The organism is Burkholderia sp. 22088, assembly GCF_052045915.1.
In the GTDB taxonomy this organism is placed as follows: domain Bacteria; phylum Pseudomonadota; class Gammaproteobacteria; order Burkholderiales; family Burkholderiaceae; genus Burkholderia; species Burkholderia cepacia.
On record NZ_JBQEPY010000020.1, the window covers coordinates 82,834 to 101,408 of the forward strand.

General features: G+C 69.6%; 19 protein-coding genes. 6 read left to right on the forward strand and 13 right to left on the reverse strand.

The window, feature by feature from the left end:
* Positions 1-21: 21 nt before the first annotated feature.
* The 3 genes from ACTJLD_RS32375 to ACTJLD_RS32385 all read left to right on the forward strand — a co-directional run bounded on the left by ACTJLD_RS32375 (position 22) and on the right by ACTJLD_RS32385 (position 3,375).
* A complete protein-coding gene (locus ACTJLD_RS32375) occupies positions 22-1,053 on the forward strand; it encodes a TIGR00730 family Rossman fold protein (RefSeq protein ID WP_440660688.1) in 1,032 nt (343 codons plus the stop codon).
* Positions 1,054-1,192: 139 nt separating this feature from the next.
* Positions 1,193-1,417: a hypothetical protein gene (locus tag ACTJLD_RS32380; protein WP_021159371.1), complete on the forward strand. Its 225-nt coding sequence runs from the start codon at positions 1,193-1,195 to the stop codon at positions 1,415-1,417.
* A 185-nt stretch (positions 1,418-1,602) separates the two neighbouring features.
* The gene (locus ACTJLD_RS32385; RefSeq protein WP_440660691.1) at positions 1,603-3,375 is read left to right on the forward strand and encodes a SulP family inorganic anion transporter; all 1,773 of its coding nucleotides are present in this window, start codon (positions 1,603-1,605) and stop codon (positions 3,373-3,375) included.
* A 92-nt stretch (positions 3,376-3,467) separates the two neighbouring features.
* Here ACTJLD_RS32385 and ACTJLD_RS32390 read toward each other — a convergent pair whose 3' ends face one another.
* Positions 3,468-3,707 (reverse strand): hypothetical protein, encoded by a 240-nt coding sequence (locus tag ACTJLD_RS32390; RefSeq protein WP_059685823.1) that lies wholly within the window; start codon positions 3,705-3,707, stop codon positions 3,468-3,470.
* A gap of 57 nt (positions 3,708-3,764) precedes the next feature.
* On the reverse strand, positions 3,765-4,415 hold the full coding sequence (locus ACTJLD_RS32395) for a BON domain-containing protein (RefSeq protein WP_060082731.1): 651 nt from the start codon (positions 4,413-4,415) through the stop codon (positions 3,765-3,767).
* Between the two features lie 229 nt (positions 4,416-4,644).
* On the opposite strand from ACTJLD_RS32395, the gene ACTJLD_RS32400 reads away from it, so the two are divergent.
* The gene (locus ACTJLD_RS32400) at positions 4,645-5,310 is read left to right on the forward strand and encodes a nitroreductase family protein (RefSeq protein WP_059696817.1); all 666 of its coding nucleotides are present in this window, start codon (positions 4,645-4,647) and stop codon (positions 5,308-5,310) included.
* Positions 5,311-5,414: 104 nt separating this feature from the next.
* Here ACTJLD_RS32400 and ACTJLD_RS32405 read toward each other — a convergent pair whose 3' ends face one another.
* The 4 genes from ACTJLD_RS32405 to ACTJLD_RS32420 form a co-directional block, all read right to left on the reverse strand.
* Positions 5,415-5,849, reverse strand: a complete 435-nt coding sequence (locus tag ACTJLD_RS32405) for an Hsp20/alpha crystallin family protein (RefSeq protein ID WP_042974953.1) — start codon at positions 5,847-5,849, stop codon at positions 5,415-5,417.
* 180 nt (positions 5,850-6,029) lie between these two features.
* On the reverse strand, positions 6,030-6,305 hold the full coding sequence (locus ACTJLD_RS32410) for a DUF1488 domain-containing protein (protein WP_027792289.1): 276 nt from the start codon (positions 6,303-6,305) through the stop codon (positions 6,030-6,032).
* A gap of 97 nt (positions 6,306-6,402) precedes the next feature.
* Positions 6,403-6,876: a universal stress protein gene (locus tag ACTJLD_RS32415; protein WP_027792288.1), complete on the reverse strand. Its 474-nt coding sequence runs from the start codon at positions 6,874-6,876 to the stop codon at positions 6,403-6,405.
* A gap of 142 nt (positions 6,877-7,018) precedes the next feature.
* A complete protein-coding gene (locus tag ACTJLD_RS32420; protein ID WP_059696988.1) occupies positions 7,019-7,492 on the reverse strand; it encodes a hypothetical protein in 474 nt (157 codons plus the stop codon).
* A 490-nt stretch (positions 7,493-7,982) separates the two neighbouring features.
* Between ACTJLD_RS32420 and ACTJLD_RS32425 the strand changes: the two genes are divergently transcribed.
* Positions 7,983-9,587 carry an AAA family ATPase gene (locus ACTJLD_RS32425; RefSeq protein ID WP_440660695.1) on the forward strand — a complete coding sequence of 535 codons (1,605 nt, stop codon included), beginning with the start codon at positions 7,983-7,985 and terminating at the stop codon, positions 9,585-9,587.
* A 359-nt stretch (positions 9,588-9,946) separates the two neighbouring features.
* Here ACTJLD_RS32425 and ACTJLD_RS32430 read toward each other — a convergent pair whose 3' ends face one another.
* From ACTJLD_RS32430 to ACTJLD_RS32460, 7 genes are all read right to left on the reverse strand, one after another.
* A complete protein-coding gene (locus ACTJLD_RS32430; protein ID WP_059696819.1) occupies positions 9,947-10,408 on the reverse strand; it encodes a hypothetical protein in 462 nt (153 codons plus the stop codon).
* 269 nt (positions 10,409-10,677) lie between these two features.
* Entirely contained in the window at positions 10,678-12,021 is a 1,344-nt protein-coding gene (locus ACTJLD_RS32435; RefSeq protein ID WP_081072775.1) for an ABC transporter ATP-binding protein, read from the reverse strand.
* 35 nt (positions 12,022-12,056) lie between these two features.
* Entirely contained in the window at positions 12,057-13,790 is a 1,734-nt protein-coding gene (locus ACTJLD_RS32440) for an ABC transporter permease (protein ID WP_060349147.1), read from the reverse strand.
* Between the two features lie 138 nt (positions 13,791-13,928).
* Positions 13,929-14,888: an acetyltransferase gene (locus ACTJLD_RS32445; RefSeq protein ID WP_222214459.1), complete on the reverse strand. Its 960-nt coding sequence runs from the start codon at positions 14,886-14,888 to the stop codon at positions 13,929-13,931.
* Between the two features lie 121 nt (positions 14,889-15,009).
* Entirely contained in the window at positions 15,010-16,386 is a 1,377-nt protein-coding gene (locus tag ACTJLD_RS32450) for a nicotinate phosphoribosyltransferase (RefSeq protein WP_176096970.1), read from the reverse strand.
* 434 nt (positions 16,387-16,820) lie between these two features.
* Entirely contained in the window at positions 16,821-17,270 is a 450-nt protein-coding gene (locus ACTJLD_RS32455; RefSeq protein ID WP_174393400.1) for a CBS domain-containing protein, read from the reverse strand.
* Between the two features lie 131 nt (positions 17,271-17,401).
* Complete coding sequence (locus ACTJLD_RS32460; RefSeq protein WP_230961084.1) at positions 17,402-17,842, reverse strand: hypothetical protein; 441 nt, start codon at positions 17,840-17,842, stop codon at positions 17,402-17,404.
* A gap of 395 nt (positions 17,843-18,237) precedes the next feature.
* Between ACTJLD_RS32460 and ACTJLD_RS32465 the strand changes: the two genes are divergently transcribed.
* Entirely contained in the window at positions 18,238-18,453 is a 216-nt protein-coding gene (locus ACTJLD_RS32465) for a hypothetical protein (protein WP_059696828.1), read from the forward strand.
* The last annotated feature ends 122 nt before the right edge of the window (positions 18,454-18,575 follow it).

The following is an 18,575-nucleotide window of genomic DNA, read 5'->3' on the forward strand; positions in this document are numbered from 1 at the left end:
CGGCCCGCCGGCCCGCACCGCATGCCGACCGCCATCAAACGCCTACCCGCCCGTACGGTACGAGGCAACGCGCGCCGCCGTGCCGCACCCGGCGCGACGCCGGCGGACACGCGCGGCACACGCGCACGTACGCGGCCCGATGCGCTCGCCAGTAACGACGACAGCGCCCGGCCCGGCCCGCGCCGCGCGCGGCGTCCCGCCCGACGCCCGAAGCGCACGCCTGCCGACGACGACGCCACCATCCTGCAGCGCGCGAGCATGCGCGGCATCCGGCTGCAGCTCGACTACTGGAAAGCCGAGGCGCGCCTGCAGAGCGAAGGCATCGGCCATGCCGTCGTGATCTACGGCAGCACGCGCATCGTCGCCCCTGCCGTCGCGAATGCCCGGCTGGACGAAGCCAATCGCCTGCTCGCGCAGCGTCCGCACGATGCGGGCCGGCGCCGCGCCGTCGCGGCGGCGAGCCGGCTCGTCGAGCACAGCGTGTATTACCGCGTCGCACGCGAATTCGGGCGCATCGTCGGCCACGCCGACCGCTGCACGCGTGCCGCGCGGCTCGCCGTGGTCACCGGCGGCGGCCCCGGCATCATGGAGGCCGCGAACCGCGGCGCATACGAACTCGGCGCGCCGAGCATCGGCCTGAACATCGAGTTGCCGCGCGAACAGGCGCCGAATCCGTATATCACGCCCGATCTCGGTTTCCGGTTTCACTATTTCGCGATCCGCAAGCTGCACCTGCTCGAACGCGCGAAAGCCGCCGTGTTTTTCCCGGGCGGCTACGGCACATTCGACGAGCTGTTCGAGGTCCTGACGCTGCTGCAGACGCGCAAGATCCCGCCGCTGCCCGTCATCCTCGTCGGCGAGGCGTACTGGCGCCGCGCGGTGGACCTGGCCTTCCTCGCCGACGAGGGGATGATCGATCGCAGCGATCTCGACCTGTTCACGTACTGCGAATCCGCCCCCGACATCTGGCGCGCGATCGGAAGCTGGTATGCACGGCGGCGTGCGGCGCGGCCGGTGCGCCGCCGCCCGCCGCCGAAACCGCGTGCCGTGTAGGAATCTGCCGACGCGCTCCGCGCGATTCCTACCGCAGCTTCGGGGCATGCCGATTGAATCGCGCGGGCGCGACAACGATACTGAAATCACGGATCGCGGCTGCGCGCCAGCCGGATTCCGGGCCATCAGGAGAGCCGTCATGACACACGCTACCCCGCTTCCCGATTCGGGCGACCAGGCCCGCCGGCCTGACGCTGCCGCGCTCGACACGCAGGCGCTCGTCGCCCTGGCGCGCGACGCCGGCATGCTCGTGATCCTCGACGGACAGATCGGGCGCGAGCGGTACGAGAGCGTGACGGGCTCGATCGCCACGCTGGCCCGCTTTGCGCAGGCACTGCAACTGTCGGCACTCAAGGCCGCCTGAAGCCGCTCGCAGCCGTGCCGCGCCGCCGGCATCCGGCGCGACGGCGGCGGCCCGGTCTTCCGACGCGATGATCACGCTCGCCCTGCCGTCCCGTCCGTCTGCCCGGGCCGGCCGCACCCCGGTCACCACGCGCCTGCCGAAGCCGTCCATCCCGTTCGCCCGGACGTCTCCGGGATGAAGCCGCGATGAACCGGCACCTTTCCGAACACGTCGCCCACCTGTTTCCGGGCATCGCACTGCTCACGCACTACCGGCGCGCATGGCTGTCGCGCGACCTGTATGCGGGCATCGCGCTGTCGGCCGTGCTGGTGCCCGTCGGCATGAGCTATGCACAGGCGGCCGGCCTGCCCGCCGTCACGGGCCTCCATGCGTCGATCGCCGCGTTGCTCGCGTATGCGCTGCTCGGCCCGAGCCGGATCCTCGTCCTCGGCCCCGATTCGGCGCTGGCCGCGCTGATCGCCGGCGCGATCGCCCCGCTCGCCGACCATGACCCGCAGCGCGCCATCGCGCTGGCCGGCGCGCTGGCGCTGTCGGCCGGCACGATCTGCATCCTGCTCGGCACGCTCCGCCTCGGCTTCGTCACCGACCTGCTGTCACGTCCGATCCAGTACGGCTACCTGAACGGTATCGCGATCGCGCTCGCGATCGGCCGGTTGCCGGAACTGCTCGGCATGCCCGCGGCGGGCGGCGACGTGTTCTCCAGCGTGCCGCCCATCGTGCACGCCCTCGCCGAAGGCCGGTTCTCCACCGATGCCGCGCTGCTGGGCATCGGTGCGCTCGCCACCATTTTCCTGATGAAACGGGTGATGCCGCGTGCACCCGGCGTATTGATCGCGGTGCTGGCGGCGACCGTGGTCGCGCACGTGTCGCCGCTGCACGGCATCGCGACGGTCGGCACGTTGCCGGCCGGCGCACCCGTGGCGCACCTGCCGGTCGTCTCCGTCGCCGACCTGGGCGCGCTCGCGTCCGGCGCCGTCGCCGTCGCGCTGGTGTCGTTCGCCGACATCAGCATGCTGTCGCGCGCCCTGTCGGCACGTTCGGGCGAAACGCCGGATCGCAACCAGGAACTGGTCGCACTGGGCGCCGCCAATCTGCTGGCCGGCATGATGCAGGGCTGCGCGGTCAGCAGCAGCGCATCGCGCACGCCCGTCGCGATTGCCGCGGGCGCGCAGAGCCAGGTCACGAACCTCGTCGCGGCGGCGTGCATCGCGATCCTGCTCGTTGCCGCGCCGACGCTGCTGACCGGCGTCCCGCGCGCGGCGCTGGCCGCCGTCGTGATGTACGCGGCGTTCGGCATCGCGGACGTCCGCAGCGTCGTCCGGCTGTACCGGATGCGTCGCGGCGAATGCCTGATTGCGGTGCTGTGCTTTGCCGGCGTGATCGGCATCGGCGTCGTGCCCGGCATCCTGCTCGCCAGCGCGCTGTCGCTGCTGTCGTTCGTGTGGCGGGCCTGGCATCCGTACGATGCGGTGCTGGGCCGGCTGGCCGGCGTGCGCGGCTATCACGACATCGCGCGCCATCCGGACGCCGTGCAGACGCCGGGGCTCCTGCTGTTCCGCTGGGATGCGCCGCTCTTCTACGCGAACGTCGAGATTTTCTGCGAGCATCTGCACGCGGCCATCGTATCGTCGGCGTCTCCGGTCACGCGCATCGTCATCGCGGCCGAGCCCGTCACGGATATCGACGTCAGCGCCGCCGACCGGCTCGTGGCGCTTTGCGAGGAACTCCGCGCGCAGACAATCGCACTGGACTTCGCCGAAATGAAGGGGCCGGTGAAGGATCGCCTGCGCGCCTACGGGCTGTTCGACGCGTTCGGTCCCGCCAGCTTCTTTCCGACCGTGACCGACGCCGTCGCGCATCATGTCCGGCGGCAACGCGAACATGCGCGCGACGACGAACCGGTTGCGCCCCCCGCGCCGCCGCCTGCCGACCGTGACCGCGACCGCGCGGACGGGTAGGCACACCGATACCCGTGCGACGCGGCGCTCGTTGCATCGGATGACGAACGAAACGTCGACGCACGGGAGGCACGTTCACGTGTGCCGTGGCGTCAGACCGTGAACGTGTTCGATTTCCTCATCTCGACCCAGGTCATTCCGGCGCGCAGCCCGTCGATCGCGGCTTCGCGCTCGGTATCGTGGGTCCGGCTGTGCGCGAACGTGCGCTCGCATGCGCCATCCGGCGACGTGAACGTCACGTGGATCCTGCAACGGTAGCCGCCAGCTTCGGCGGCAATCGTCTCGATCGTCACCGACCAGTCCGCGTCGTGTACCTCGCCTGACAGTGTCATCCGGCTTCCCTCCTTCAACTGCGCGGACTGCCCATCCGGTTACCGGGGGTTCCGCGCTTACTCGACGACCAGGTCGTCGACCACCGCACGCACGCCGCGCGCCGACCACGCGGCACCGCGCACGGCCTTGCGCTCGGAGAACGAACCGACCTTGCCGGACAGCCGCACGGTGCCGTCGTGCACCTCGATCGCGATGTGCTTCGCCTCGCGCTCCGCGTGGCGCATGATCGCGCGCTTGATGCTGCCGCCGATGTCGGCCGACCCGACCGCCCCCTGCACCGTGATGTGGTCGGTCACGCCGGTCACGCTGCGCATCTGCGAGATCGCCCGCACGGCCATATGGCTCTGGTACGCCCAGTCGACCCTGCCGGACAGCGTGATCCAGCCGTGTTCGACCTGCACCTTGACCGCGTCGTCGTGCAGACCGACCGTCCAGTGCAGAACCGAGCGCACGGCATTCGCGATGTCCTCGTCGGTGCGGACGTCGTCGTCCGGCAAATGCACGGTCATGTCGACGACGAGCGCCTTGACGCCGGCCACGCGGTTCGCCGCACGCTCGATCGCCAGTTTCTCCGCATAGCTCGGCGGGTGACCCGAGAGCGTCACGATCCGGTTGACGACCTCGACACCGATACGTGTCGCGTCGATCGCCGGGTCGGACTCCAGTTCGTCCTGGACGTCCTGCTTCAGTTGCTTGTCGGTTTTCATCGCCTGCACTCCTGTGAGCCGCGGCGTGCCTGTCCGCCGCATATACCCAGATTTGCACATGCACGGCCGGGGATCGCTGATGCAGGTCAACGGACGCCGCTCGACGCGCATCGCGGCCTGCCGGTGCACCGCTTGACGGAGGTCAAGCCGGCGTGGCCCGGCCGACTTATCGTGAGATCGCCGATGCGCGACGCCCCGGCAAGCACGGCGATGCTCCAAGGAGACTCACATGACGGAACAGCAACTGTTGGCCTATTCGCCGACACCACCGGCAGGGCCGGTATCGCCACAGGGCGAATCCCCGCCCCTCATCGACCTGCCGTACCCGGACCTCGACGGCGGCCCGCCATTGATGACCGCACTCGCGGCAAGAATGAGTTCCCGCGAATTCGCCGCCACGCCCCTGCCGCCCGCGACGCTCGGCGCGATGCTGTGGGCCGCGGACGGCGTCAACCGGCCGGTCGGCGGCGGCCGCACGGCGCCGTCCGCGCATGCGTTCAACGAAATCGACGTGTACGTCGCGCTGCCGTACGGCGTCTATCGCTACGACGCGCCCGCGCATCGGCTCGTGCTGAAACACGCCGTGGATGCCCGCAACCTGACGGGTTACCAGGACTTCGTCGGGCGCGCGCCGCTGGATCTCGTCTACGTCGTGCGGACCGCCGCGATCCTCGACATGCCGCCGCAGCAGCGCGACGTGTTCTCGGCGATCGCGGCCGGCGCCATCGCGCAGAACGTGTCGCTTTACTGCGCGGCCGCCGGCCTCGGCACGGTCGTGCGCGGTTGGATCAACCATCGCGTGCTGGCCGACGCGCTGCGGCTGAACGAGGACGAGCTGCCGATCCTCGCGCAGACGGTCGGCTACCGCGCAGGCGGCGCGGCATCGAATGCGTGAGCGCCCCGGCGCCCGCTACAACGAAACGGCGCGCGGATCGCTCCGCGCGCCGTTTCCTCCTGTCGGGCAGCGCATGCCGGCGTCACCCGCGGCCTGCCGCCCGATCAGCCGATCGTCAGCTTCTTCTGCGCGACCGGCGCCTTCTTCGGCAGCGTCAGCGACAGCACGCCGTCCTGATACGTCGCCGTTGCCTTCGCGTCGTCGATTTCACCCGACAGCGAGAACGAGCGGCTGACCGCGCCGCTATAGCGCTCGCGCCGGATCACGCGCTCGCCTTCCTTCTGCTCGCTGTTGCGCTGGATTTTCGCGTTGATCGATACGGTGCTGCCCGTCACCTGGACGTCGATGTCGTCCTTGGCGACGCCCGGCAGTTCCGCGTTGACCTTGTACGCATCGTCGCTTTCCGTCACGTCGATCTTCATCGATGCAAGATCGGGCTCGTCCGCCAGCGTCATCCCGCGCAGCGGCCTGAACAGGCCCTGAAACAGGTCGGCGACGGGTTCGATCGAAAACGGATCGTACCGTGTGACATTGCTCATGGTTCGTACTCCTCGAACGATTGACATGCGGCCCGCGCTTTCGTCCCGCCCGCGCGAAGCCATGACGAAGATCGGATTGGCGCGGCACCGTGTGCCGGGCAACGGACGAACGATCATCAGGATTCCAGCGTAACTGCCCGCATCGGCATGGGCTTGACGCGCGTCAACGGGAGCGGACGCTCAGGTGCAGAACCGGAAATAGCCGCTGTGGAGCAGGATCGGCCGGCCGCCCATCTCCTCGAGCAGGCAGCGCGCGGCGCGCTCGATCGCGGGTCGATGACGGGCGAATGCCTCCACGAGATCCTGTTCACGCGGCGATGCCGCGCGGAAGTGATCCTCCAGCGCTTCCGCGGTGATCGCGCAGTGCACACGGCGGCCTTCGACCAGCGCGGGAAACGCCAGCGCGGGATCCTGGCTGCAATACGTCGGATGTTCGCAAGGAAAGGAGATCTGCATGATGGTCACCTGTGCAGGTTGCGCATGGGTGGGCGCGGGCTCGCGGTGCGCCGCGTGCTGCCCGCGTCCTCGCCGCGAGGCGCCGCGCGCGAAAACGCTAGGCTGCCGCCGCCGCGGCCGGGGCGGCATCGCCGGCGCGTACGAGCAGGACCGGGCAACTCGATCCGCGCAGGAAACGCTCCGCGACGCTGCCAAGAAACAACCGCCGGACACCGCGGCGGCCGTGCGTGCCGATCACGGCCAGATCGATCGAACGCTCGACGACGTACCGTTGCAGCCGTTCGGCGACATTCTGGCCAGGCTCGGTCTCGACGATTTCCGTGTCGCCGTTGACCGCCGCGTGCGAGATCGCCCGTTCCGCGCTGCGCAGCACCGCCGCGCCATCGCGCCGAACCTCGTCGAGCAGCGCGTCCGGATCCATTCGTCCGGCGTACGTCACCAGAAGCGAGCGGTCGACGACGAAAACGGCGAACAGGCGCGCGCCGTACGATCGCGCCACCTTCAGACCTTCGTCGAGCGCCAGTTTCGATGAAGGACTGCCGTCCACGGCGACCATGATGTTCGTGTACATACCGACCTCGCTGGATGAACCGACGCGCCGGCGGCGTGCGGATGGGTGTCATCATCGGCGTTCGCCGGACGCGGGCGTTGACGGAGGTCAACGGTTCGAAATCACGTGGAGGCGCGCGGGCGCACGGGCACGAGACGCCGGATCAGCGCGGCGCGACCGGCTGCGGCGCGTCGGGGGAACGCGCCTGGCTCACGTCGGCCCGGAAACCCCGCTCGATGTCGAGGATCTTCGTCGCGCACGCGTCGTACCGCCACCCCGGGCCGCCATCGCTGCCGTACATGCCCTTGCACATCGCCTTGAGCCGGATCACCGCCGCGCCGCCGCCCGATGCGGTGCGCGAGGCCCACAAATAGACTTCGCCGGCCAGGAACGGCGGCGCCGTCTCGATCGTGTCTGCATCGGCCCGGGTGATCCGGGTCGACGAATGCCCTTCGACGTAGCGGCGCGCAAGGCGCCACGCGCGGTCGCATTCGGCCGGTGTCGAACACTGCAGCGCCGCGGCCTGGCGCGTCGCGAACAATTGCGTTTCCGTCGACCGGAAGGCCGCGTTCCGCTCCGCATCGGCGCACGCCCCCAACGCAAGCAACACGACGACCGCACACACCCGTTGTTTCATCTTCACTGCCTCGCAACGCATCGCGTTCCGCTCGCCATCCGGCGGCATGAATCCGCTCGACGCCAACCCGGCCGCGTGACGCACCGACATCCTGCATTCGGTGCGCGGTCACGTGCCGCATCGCCCGAACGCCCGAATCGACTGTAGGGCCGCCATGGGGAATGCGGTTGACCTGCGTCAAGCGCGCGCCGGCGCGGTGCGCACCGCACGCGCCGCAACGGTGCCGACGACGTGCATGCGGGCGGCGTTGCGCCGCTACCGCGCCGGCGCCGGGCCACGGCAAGCCGTCCGGGTGCGCACAGTCGACGCGCTTGACACGCATCAAGCCGGGATGGGCGACAGTCGGCTGCAATAGGGTTCGTCGCACGCGTGCCTCCGAGCCTGCCGGCCCGATTCCGCGACATCGAGCAGACGGAGCGTGCCGCTTCCGTTCGACTACAACCCGCGGGCACGGCGCCATGCAAGCGCCCTGCCCATCGATCCGTTCATCATGTCCCGAGCGCCACGCCTGCCGTTCACGTCGAGCCGCGGAGCCGCACGACGCAAGACCCTGCAATTCGATCGCGCGTTGCGTCGGCCTGCCACCTATCCGCATCCCGCCGGCCGGATCGAACGGATCGAAACCCACCTGTCCGTCGTGTATCTGGCGGGACGCTACGCGTACAAGCGCATCAAGCCCGTTCGATTCGCGTTCGTCGACCTCGTGCGCCCCGCGCAGCGCCGCCGCTGCGCGCTGGCGGAATGGTCGCTCAACCGGCCGTTCGCCGGCCCGCTGTACCTGGGTGTCTGGCCGATCGTCGCGCGCGGCCGCCGCAGCACCTTCGGCCCGCCCGTGCGAACCGGCACCCACCGCCACCGGCAGCCGGCGGTGCCCGGCGAGTATGTGGTGCGCATGCGCCGGTTCGACGCGCAAGCGATGTTGTCGGTCCGCAGCGCATCGCACGACACGGGGCTGGCGGACGCGGACGCATTCGCGCAGACGCTGGCCCGCCATCATCTGCACGCGCCGCGCCGTGCGCCGCGCGGCTACCCGGGCAGCGCGGCGAGCGTCGCGGCCCAATGCCAGGCGTTGTGCGACACGCTCGACGTCACGGTGCCCGCTCAAGCCGCGCTGCGACGCTGGTACGAAGCCGAGCTGGCTCGTCTCGCGCCGCAGTTCGCCGAGCGGGACGCGAACGGCTTCGTGCGCGCCTGCCACGGGGATCTGCATCTCGACAACGTCGTCCGCTGGCGCAACCGGATCCTGATGTTCGACTGCATCGAGTTCAACGACGCGCTGCGCTGGATCGACGTGGCGAGCGATCTCGCGTTTGCATGGATGGATTATGCCGCCCGCGGGCGGGCAGATTGCGCCCACCGCCTCCTGTCAGGGTGGCTCGCACGTACGGGCGACCATGCGGCGCTGGCCGTACTGCCGTGCTACTTCGTCTATCGTGCGCTGGTGCGTGCGCTGACCGCGCGGCTGCGCGGCGACGAGGCGACGCGCGGCCGCTATCTGCGCGTTGCGTCGGACATGGCGCAGGCACGCCGCGATGCGCGGCCGTTGCTGCTGCTCTGCCATGGCATGTCCGGTTCCGGCAAATCGGTGGCGAGCCGCGCGCTGGCGGAACGGCTCGGCGCGATCCGGCTGTCCAGCGACGCCGAACGCAAGCGCTTCGCCAGCGCACCGGAGGACACCCGTCTGCCGCCCGCCGCTTACTCGGAGACGGCGATCGACGCGGTCTACGACAGACTGCGTGCGCAGGCCGGCGAGGTCCTCGCCAGCGGCTATACGGCGATCGTCGACGCGACGTTCCTGCTCCGGCGCAACCGGGCGCCCTTCATTTCGCTCGCCGAGCAGCGCGGCGTGCGCGTCGCGATTCTCGACTTCACCGCGAGCCCGGCGACGCTCGCCGCCCGTGTCGCGGCCCGAGCCGCACACGGGCGCGACGCATCCGATGCCGACACGGCCGTACTGGCCCGGCAGGTCGAGCGCGCCGAGCCGCTGGCCGGAGCCGAGGCCGCGATCACGATCCGCTTCGAAACCGAGTGCGACGTCGCGGCGTACGGGAGCCGCGCGTTCTGGGCGCCGTTGTTCGCCGCGCTACGCGTGTAAACACGCGCGCTGCGCGCCGCCCGGAGCGCGGCCTCGACGGGCACGACGGGCGCCACGCAGGGTCGGCACGTCAACGGGCCGCACGTCGTCGCGGCCGATCGCGCACGTGCCGCCACGCGGGCCGTGGCGGGCCCCGGGCGACGGCTGCCCATGATCCGCCTCAACGGCCGTGCGCGGCGCACGGCTGACTTGACGCCATGTCACGCCGCTCCGTTTCGGCCGGCCGCGACACAAACGGCGTCGCGCACTTCGTTCACCTGCGCGGCATGCTCGGCGCGCTCGTTTCCCTCTTCGTGCGGAGAAAGCACGGGGAGGTGCGCGCGTAGCGCCGGTTCCCGCCGCCTCGACGCCGACGCCGCCTAGATGCTGAGATACCCCTGGAACAACCACGGGGGGCCGCTTCGATCCCGCACCGCATGGCCGCTCGCGGCCGGCGCGCAGGTGCCCGAGAAGCCCGGCGATCCATCCGCCCAGAACGACGGCACGAAGGAAAACTCGCCGTTGACCGTCACGACGAAGTCGCGATTGAATGGCGACGGCGCGAAGATCGTCACCTCGCGGAAAAACGGCGCGGCATCGTCGTGCAAGATACCGCCCGCACGTGTCCACCTCGCGTCGTAGCGAGCCGGCAACGTATAGATCCTGCCGCCGCACTCCACCGTTCCGGCCGGCGTGTACACCATCTCCACTCCCGGATACGGCAGGCGGTAAGGCTCGCGGCAAACCGGGCCGTCGGGTCCGACCACGAGCGGCGGATGCGCCCAGATCGATAGCGACAGCGGGCTCGTGTGCTGTGCGAAATATTCGGAAAGCCAGTTCATGGCCCATTCTCCCGTCTACGGTCATTGGCGTGCGCAGGTACCGGCAGGTTCGCTGAAGCGGCGCGATCGCGCCGGCGGCCCGTCGAGCGTCGCACGACACGCTCGCTGCCGATCGCAACCGAAAGCCTGAACGACTCCGCCGGCAAACGCCCGGCCTGTTTCGGCGCCCGTGAAGTCATTCTCGAACGCACCGCGCGCCGGGCGTTGACGGAAGTCAACGGACGCGGCGGCACACCACCCGCCTTTGCCGCGGGCCGGGGCCCGCATGATCAACGGCCGAAGGTGCGCGTATGGTCGTCGTAGTCGAACAGCCCCGCGTAGCGGCCCCAGTCCGTCACGACGCGCAGCGCCTGTTCCGCGCTGCGCGGATCGAGATGATCCTCGAGCTCCAGTTCGAAACGCTCACGCGGCGCGCGATGCCCTGCACGCTCGTCCAGCACTTCGTCGATATGCGCGGCAAGCGGCACGAACTTGACGACATGCTCTCGAAACAGGCGCCGCCGGGCCTCGTCGTCGCTGTGCGCGAACACGTGGCCCGCCGCGCTCAACCGGAGGGTTCGGTCGTGCCACTCGGCAAAGGCGAGCAGATGGAGCGCCGCGGCCGTCGCATGGAGCACGTCGACCCGGAGCGCGAGCGCCGCGGCAATCGCGCCGAGTTCCGCATGGCCGTCGTACGGCGCGGCCGCCAGGGTCTCGACGAACCCGGCGAGATGGTGGCTCGTCACGTCGGGTAGCGTCATGGCCAGCGTGCCGCCGGCCGCCGCGCGGGCCGCCGCCGCGTCGGCGATGCGCGCGGTCAGCGTCGCGTAGATCTTGCCGACGATCGCCTGGAAAGCCGGGTCGTGCCGGCTGCGCGGACGCGGCAACGGCACGTTCAGCGCGGCGTCGATGCGCGCCGGGCCGGCACCGAGCACCAGGATGCGATCGCACATGAGCACGGCTTCCTCGATGTTGTGGGTCACCATCATCACCGACCGGGTCGACAGCTGGCGCGCGTCCCACAGGTCGAGAAAATCGGTGCGCAGCGTTTCCGCGGTCAGCACGTCGAGTGCCGAGAACGGTTCGTCCATCAACAGCAGGACGGGTTCGCTGACGAGCGCGCGGGCAAACCCCACCCGCTGACGCATGCCGCCCGACAGTTCGCGCGGATAAGCCGATTCGAAACCGTCGAGCCCGATCAACTCGATCGCGACGGCCGCCCGTTCGCGCGCGTCGCGTGGCGGAAGGCTCAGCGCATCGAGCCCGAGCTCGACGTTTTCGACGACGGTCAGCCACGGGTACAGCGCGAAGGTCTGGAACACCACCGCAATGCCGGCGGTCGGGCCGGCAAGCGGTGCCCCGCGATATGCAACCGCGCCGGACGAGGGCTTGACGAGCCCGCCCGCGATCCGCAGCAGCGTGGACTTGCCCGAGCCGGAGCGGCCGAGCAGCCCCAGTATCTCCCCCTCGCGGAGCGTGAGGTCGATATCGGCCAGCACGTGCAGCGGCTCGCCGGACGGCTTCGTGAACGATTTGCATACGCCGCGCATCTCGAGCACGACGGGTGCCTGCTCCGATGACGGCGCGGCCGCGCCCGCCTCGTACGCTTCCTTGCATTCACCGGGATTCGACACATCGGTCTCCTGCGGATGGAGGATCGGGTCCGGACTCAATCGAACCGCGTCCTGCGCTCGGCGAACGCATACATCGGGCGCCACACGAGCCGGTTGGTCGCGATCACGAGCAGCGACATGACGGCGACACCGAGCGCGATACGCGGAAAGTCACCGGCGCCGGTCATCTGCGCGATGTAGGCCCCCAGTCCGCCGGCATTCAGGCGCGTGCTGCCCCAGCTCACCGCCTCCGCGACGATGCTCGCATTCCATGCGCCGCCGGACGCGGTGATCGCGCCCGTCACGAAGTACGGCAGCACACCCGGCAACATGACGCGACGCCACCAGGTCGCCGGCCGGACCCGAAAGCATGCCGCCGCTTCGCTCAGGTCGGCCGGAAACGCGCTCGCTCCGGCGATCACGTTGAACAGCACATACCATTGCGCGCCCAGGATCATCAACAGCGGCAGCCAGACTTCGGGGGCGAGCCGGTAGCGCACGATGACGAACACCGCGACCGGAAACAGGAGGTTGGCCGGAAACGCGGCGAGAAACTGCGTGATCGGCTGGATGCGGGCGGCCACGCGCGGTCGAAGACCAATCGCAATGCCGATCGGCACCCAGATCGCCGACGCGATCACGACCAGCACCGTCACGCGAACGAAGGTGAGCGCCCCTTCGCCCGCCACGACGCGCAGGTCCGCCCAGGTCAGCGCCGCGCGTCCGAGCCGGAACAGTACAACCGCCGCATACCCGCATCCCGCCGCGCACAGCGCGAACCAGAGCGCGTCACCCGCGTGCCGCGGCAGCGCCATCCGGCCGCGCCACGGCCATGCGACCCCGGGCAGCCGCGCACGCGCCGCGCGGCGCAACAGCATGCCGACCGGGCCGCCGGCGCGGGCCATCCATCGCGACCGGTGGAACAGGTCGAGCATCCAGCTGCGCGGCACGACCGCGGGCACGGCATCGCCATAGCGGAACCGTTCCGACCACGCGACCAGCGGCCTGAACAGCAACTGGTCGTACAGGACGATCGCGACGCTCATCGCGACGATCGCCCAGCCCACCGCGGCCAGGTCCCGGTTCGCGATCGCCCGTGCGACATAGGCGCCCACGCCCGGCAGGTCGACGTGCAGGTCGCCGACCGCGATCGCCTCCGATGCGACCACGAAGAACCAGCCGCCCGACATCGACATCATCGCGTTCCAGACGAGACCGGGCATCGCGAACGGCACCTCGAGGCGCCAGAAGCGCTGCCATGCGGACAGCCGGAAGCTGCGGCTTGTCTCGTCGAGATCGCGCGGCACCGTGCGCAGCGACTGGTAGAAGCTGAACGTCATGTTCCACGCCTGGCTCGTGAAGATCGCGAAGATCGCCGCACACTCGGCGCCCAGCATCCGCCCCGGAAACAACGACAGGAAGAACAGCACCGTAAACGACAGGTAGCCGAGGATCGGCACCGACTGCAGCACGTCGAGCAACGGAATCAGCACCCGCTCGGCCGACCGGCTCCTGGCCGCCGCGGTCGCGTAGACGAGCGCGAAGGCAATCGATGCGAGCAATGCCGCGAACATGCGCGAGACCGTACGCAGCGTATAGCCGGGCAGCGCCGCGGGGGACAACGAGATGGCCGGGGGATGCGCGACCGCGAGCGGGCCTGCCATCTGGTGCGCCGAAATGCCGGTCAGCATCAGGAACCCGATGACGATCAGCACCGCGGCGAGATCCCGCCAGCCCGGCGCGGGCAGTGTCCAGCGCCCGCCGCGCAATACCTCCGCATGGTGCTCCAAGGTGCCCCCCCCCCGGCCGATGATGGCAGTTCATCTTCCGGGGCGGGCGGGACAGCCGCGTTGACCTGCGTCAACCGTCCCGCAACAGCCGGCCCGGGTCGGGCCGACGGATGCGGGCGCGTCGGCACATGCGTCGATTCATGCGGCGGGATACGCGCTCGCGAGCGCCTCGACGAACGCATCCAGGCACGCGGGCGCGAGCCGGTTGATGCCGGCCGCCGCTTCCCGGCCGCCGCCGTCCGGAAATGCGCGGCAAAGCCGATCGGCACCGTACGGTGCGGCGACCGGCGCGCGCACGCTGACCGTGTATCGGCCTCCCGCCGCAACGGTCAGCACCGCATGCGCGCGCGCCGGCTCCCGCCGCGCGAGCAGGTTGGCGAAGACGCCACGGACGCGCCGCGCCCAGCGGGCGTCGGGCAGGATGTAGACGTCCGCGCCCGGCAGCACGAAGGTCGCGCGCTGCCGTTGCGCACGCGCGATATCGCGCCGCCGGTTCTCGGCCAGACGTCGCGCGAACGGCGACCCCGCGAAATCCAGCGGATTCGCGAATTGCCGGATCACCGCATACACGGCAAGCGGCGCCATGAAGAGATCGTCGGGAAGATCGCCGTAGCCGTTGTAGTTGATGGATTCGCCGAGCACCTGCAGCCGGCGTGCATCGGCATCCGTCAGGTTGCCGGCGGCGGCGAGCGCGCCGGCCACGCCGTCGAGATTGTCGCCATACGCGCCCACCGCCGCCCAGAGCCGCTGCCGGCCGGCCAGACAGCGGTCGACGATGACGCTCGTGCAGGTGTCCGGCGCCGTATCGATATGCGCATGCAGGTGGGGATGAGCGGGCACGTCGCCCGTCACGTGGTGATCGAAATAGTCGACGTCGACGCCTCGCGCGAGCAGCGCAACCAGGGCCTCGCGGTTCGCGTCGAGCGAAACGTCCAGGACGGTGACGGCGTCGCCGCGGATCGCAGGCACGCGCGCCAGCAGTGCAATGTCGCGCTTGGGGCCCGTCACGAGCACCGACTCGGCCGGCGTCACGAGCCGGAGCTGGTGCAGCGCGCAGATGCCGTCCGCATCGCCGTTGAATACGTCGAAGCGCGTCATGGTGCGTCGCGCCCGATGCCGCCGGGGTGTTGCGTGCCGCCCGGATGCGCGCAATGCGTGCGCGGGGCCGCCACCATGCGGCCCACCGCGATCGAGTGACCGGTCGGGCTGCGAGCCTCGTTCATGCCGCCTGCCGCCTCGCATGCACGTCCGGGCCGCCGCCCCACTGCGCGACGCATGCCGCCAGCGCCGGAGAAATCGACGCCTGCAGCGGCATCACGGGCGTCAGTGCCTGCATGGCGTCCGGCAGCGTGGCCAGTTCGCGCAGCGCGTGCACGCGACTCTCGTCGAGCGTGGGCGCCGCAAGCCGCGCGCCCGCGACCATGACCGGCTGCAACAGCGGCGTTCCGTCGAGGCGCTCGCCGTCCAGACCAATGCAGTCGCCGGCGATCCGCCCGTCCGGGCCGTATCGCCGGAACACCTGCTTGCGGCCCGGCAGTGTCGCCTTGCCCTCCGAGCGCTTGCAGCGCGTCCGGCCCGCGTACTCGACCAGCTTGTACGCGCAATCGAGATACGGCGCATCCGCCGACGTGCCCATCTGCGTGCCGATCCCGAAACCGTCGATCGGCGCGTGCTCACGGACCAGCGCCTGCAACCGGTGTTCGTCGAGATTGCCGCTCGCGAAGATCGTGGCATCGGTAAGGCCGCCGCGGTCGAGGATCGCTCGAACGTTGCGCGCATGCGCCGCGAGATCGCCGCTGTCGATCCGCACGCCCTTGATGCGGACGCCGTCGCGCGCGAGCCGTGGCGCGAGTTCGACCACCTTGTACGCCGCGCGCTCCGTGTCGTACGTGTCGATCAGCAGCAACGCGTTATCCGGCTGCGATCGCGCGAAGTGTTCGAACGCGAGTGCTTCGTCGTCGTGTGCCTGCACGTATGAATGCGCCATCGTGCCGTAAACGGGAATGCCGTAGCGCAAGCCGGCAAGCAGCGTCGCCGTCCCGGAAAATCCCGCCAGATAGCTGGCACGCGCCGACAGCATCGCCGCCTCCGCACCATGCGTGCGCCGCAGGCCGAAGTCGACCAGCAACCTGCCGTGCGCGACGCGCGTCGAGCGTGCGGCCTTGCTTGCGGTCAGCGTCGCATAGTGGAGCAGGTTCATCACCCGGCTCTCGACGAACTGCGCCTCGCGAAGCGGCGCCGTGATCCGCAGGACCGGTTCGTCGGCAAAGAACACCGTGCCTTCCGGCATCGCATCGACCGTGCCCGTGAAGCGGAATCCGGCGAGCGATGCAAGAAAGTCCGCGCGAAGGCGCCCGGTTCCGGCCAGTTGCTCCAGTGCGGCGGGCGGGAAGCACAGGCGCTCCAGATAATCGAGCACGGGCGCGAGCCCCGCCGCCAGCAGGTATGCGCGGTGCCCGGGCAACGCCCGCACGAAGAATTCGAAGCTCGCCGCGTCGTTCATGCCGGCATCGAAGCCGGCCTGCATCATCGTCAGCTCATACCAATCCGTGAGCAACACGTCGTCGACGTTCGCCTCCTGCAAGGATCCGTTCATCATGCCCCTCCCGCGCGGCAGGTCGCGTCGATGCCGGCCACCATGTCGGCACACCCAGCATAGGGTGCCGTCCGGCGCCCGAATTGCGCGAGATCAAGGAGCGGCGTTCGAACACGCCGCCATCGAACAGGCACGCGCCGGGTGCCGGAAACATCGCACCGGGTCGTGAAATCAGGATCGTGTTCGCGCGGCGCGAACGGTTGGACGGACTGCCTCCCGGATACCCGCCGACGATGCGCGGAACGCCGCCTTGCGGGGTTCGCGTCGACAGCGCTGGCGATCACAAGCACGCGATGAGCGCGGTCGGCGTTCGGAAGGTGAACGTGTCCGATTTCTTCAGATCGACACGGGCCATGCCGCCACCTGAAACCTCCAGCGCCGCTTCGCGCGCGGCCGCCACGGGCACGCCGCGACGGAACGCGGCGCACGCCGGATCAGTCGCGTTGCTTCTCCTCGAAATACGGCTGACGCGCCGCCACGAGGCGCAATTCGTCGAGCAGCGCCGCGGCCACGCGAAGCAGATCGTCGAGCGAGACGATACCGACCAGTTCGCCGTCGTCGCCGACGACCGGCAGCCGGCGCACGCCGTGCTGACGCATCCGCTTCGCGAGCAGCCAGACATCGTCGTCGACATCCGCGACGGCGACGGGCGCGGACATGATGTCGCCGACGAACAGCGCGTCGGCCTCCGCGTCGGGGCCGACCACGGCGAGCACGATGTCCCGGTCGGTCACCATGCCGATCGGCTTGCATCGTCCTTCCTGTTCATGGACGACGACCAGGTCGCCGGCATGCGCGTCACGCATCCTGGCGGCTGCCTCGACGACGGTCGTCCGTGCGGGACACGTCGCGACATCGCGGGTACAGAGCATCGCAGCATTCATGTTCGTTCTCCCGGTCGGGGCGAAGCGGATCATCGGCGCGTGACGCGATCGGTTCCCGTCGCCATGAGCGCCCGTTCGCATCCGGTGAAAACAACGGTAAATCCGGCCGCGCAACCGGCAATTGATGCAGGTCAGCGCGGTGCGCCGTGCGGTGTTCCGCGCAATGCCGTGGCCGTAGCTGTGGCCGTCCGGCGCGCGGCCGTGAAGCCGGCGTTGCCATCGCGGCCGGGGCGATCGCACTCGGCGAAGCGCGACACGATCCGGCAGCCGTCGTCCGACAAGCGCGCGGGAGCCTCCACAAGCGACGCGGTATCGAGTCGCACGAGGCCGCGATCGACCAGACAGCGAAGGTCGGCGGGGTCGCCCTGCTGGCATCGCGGCTCGCTGGCGAGCACCATCAGGATCGCGATCTCGTGGGGACTCAGCAGCCGGTCGCCGTCGGCGTCGACCGGACGATTCCGGTGTGGCGCGACGGGCGGCGTGATGATCCGGGGATTCGACGTGTGCGCAAACAGGGAAGGCATGATGGAGGCCCGTATCATGAACGTGAAGACGCAGACGGCACGGCGCATGCCGGTCCCCGATCGTGAGCGACACGCGCAAACGTTTATCTTCGCTCCTGCAGCGCAAGCGGTCTTGACGCAGGTCAGAAAGCGCACGCACGCGCCCCCCACTGTCTGCGATTCATCTGACGCGATGCCATCCGGAGATCCGCTTTGCTTGCCTGTCAGGAACACGTCAATCTGATCGTTTAGCCTTTGGTCGCAGGATCGGAACGCCACGGTAGCGTACGTATCTTCACGTCGGCCGGTCGGACTCCCGCTCACGGTCGCACGTCGTCCCTATCGCGCTCCGCATCATCCCGTTTTCTTCCGGGAGACCGAACGTCGTATCCGGCTTGCATGAAATCAATGCGTCACGGACAGCCGGAATCCACCATGAATCACCGTCCTGAAGAGATCCATTCATGAACTGGTACTACGAAGTCGAACGCGAGCTCGCCCACATCGAAGGATCCATTCGACTGCTCGAACAGACGCGGGGCTACTTCCACAAGAAGACGTCGATCAGCGATCCCGCATACTGGCGTGCAAGACTGCACGCCGTCAGGGCGACGGCCGAGCAGGACAAGACGCTGTTGCGCCGCGCCGACGAAATCCTCGCACGGCTCGATCGGTTCTGATCCGCTCGCGCCGCCCGCTTGCATTCCCGATACGTAACGAGTCGGACGATTCGGGCAAGATCAGCGCGGCACACGGGACGTGCCTCGATCAATCCGGCGAAGCCCCCGCGCGGCGCGCACCA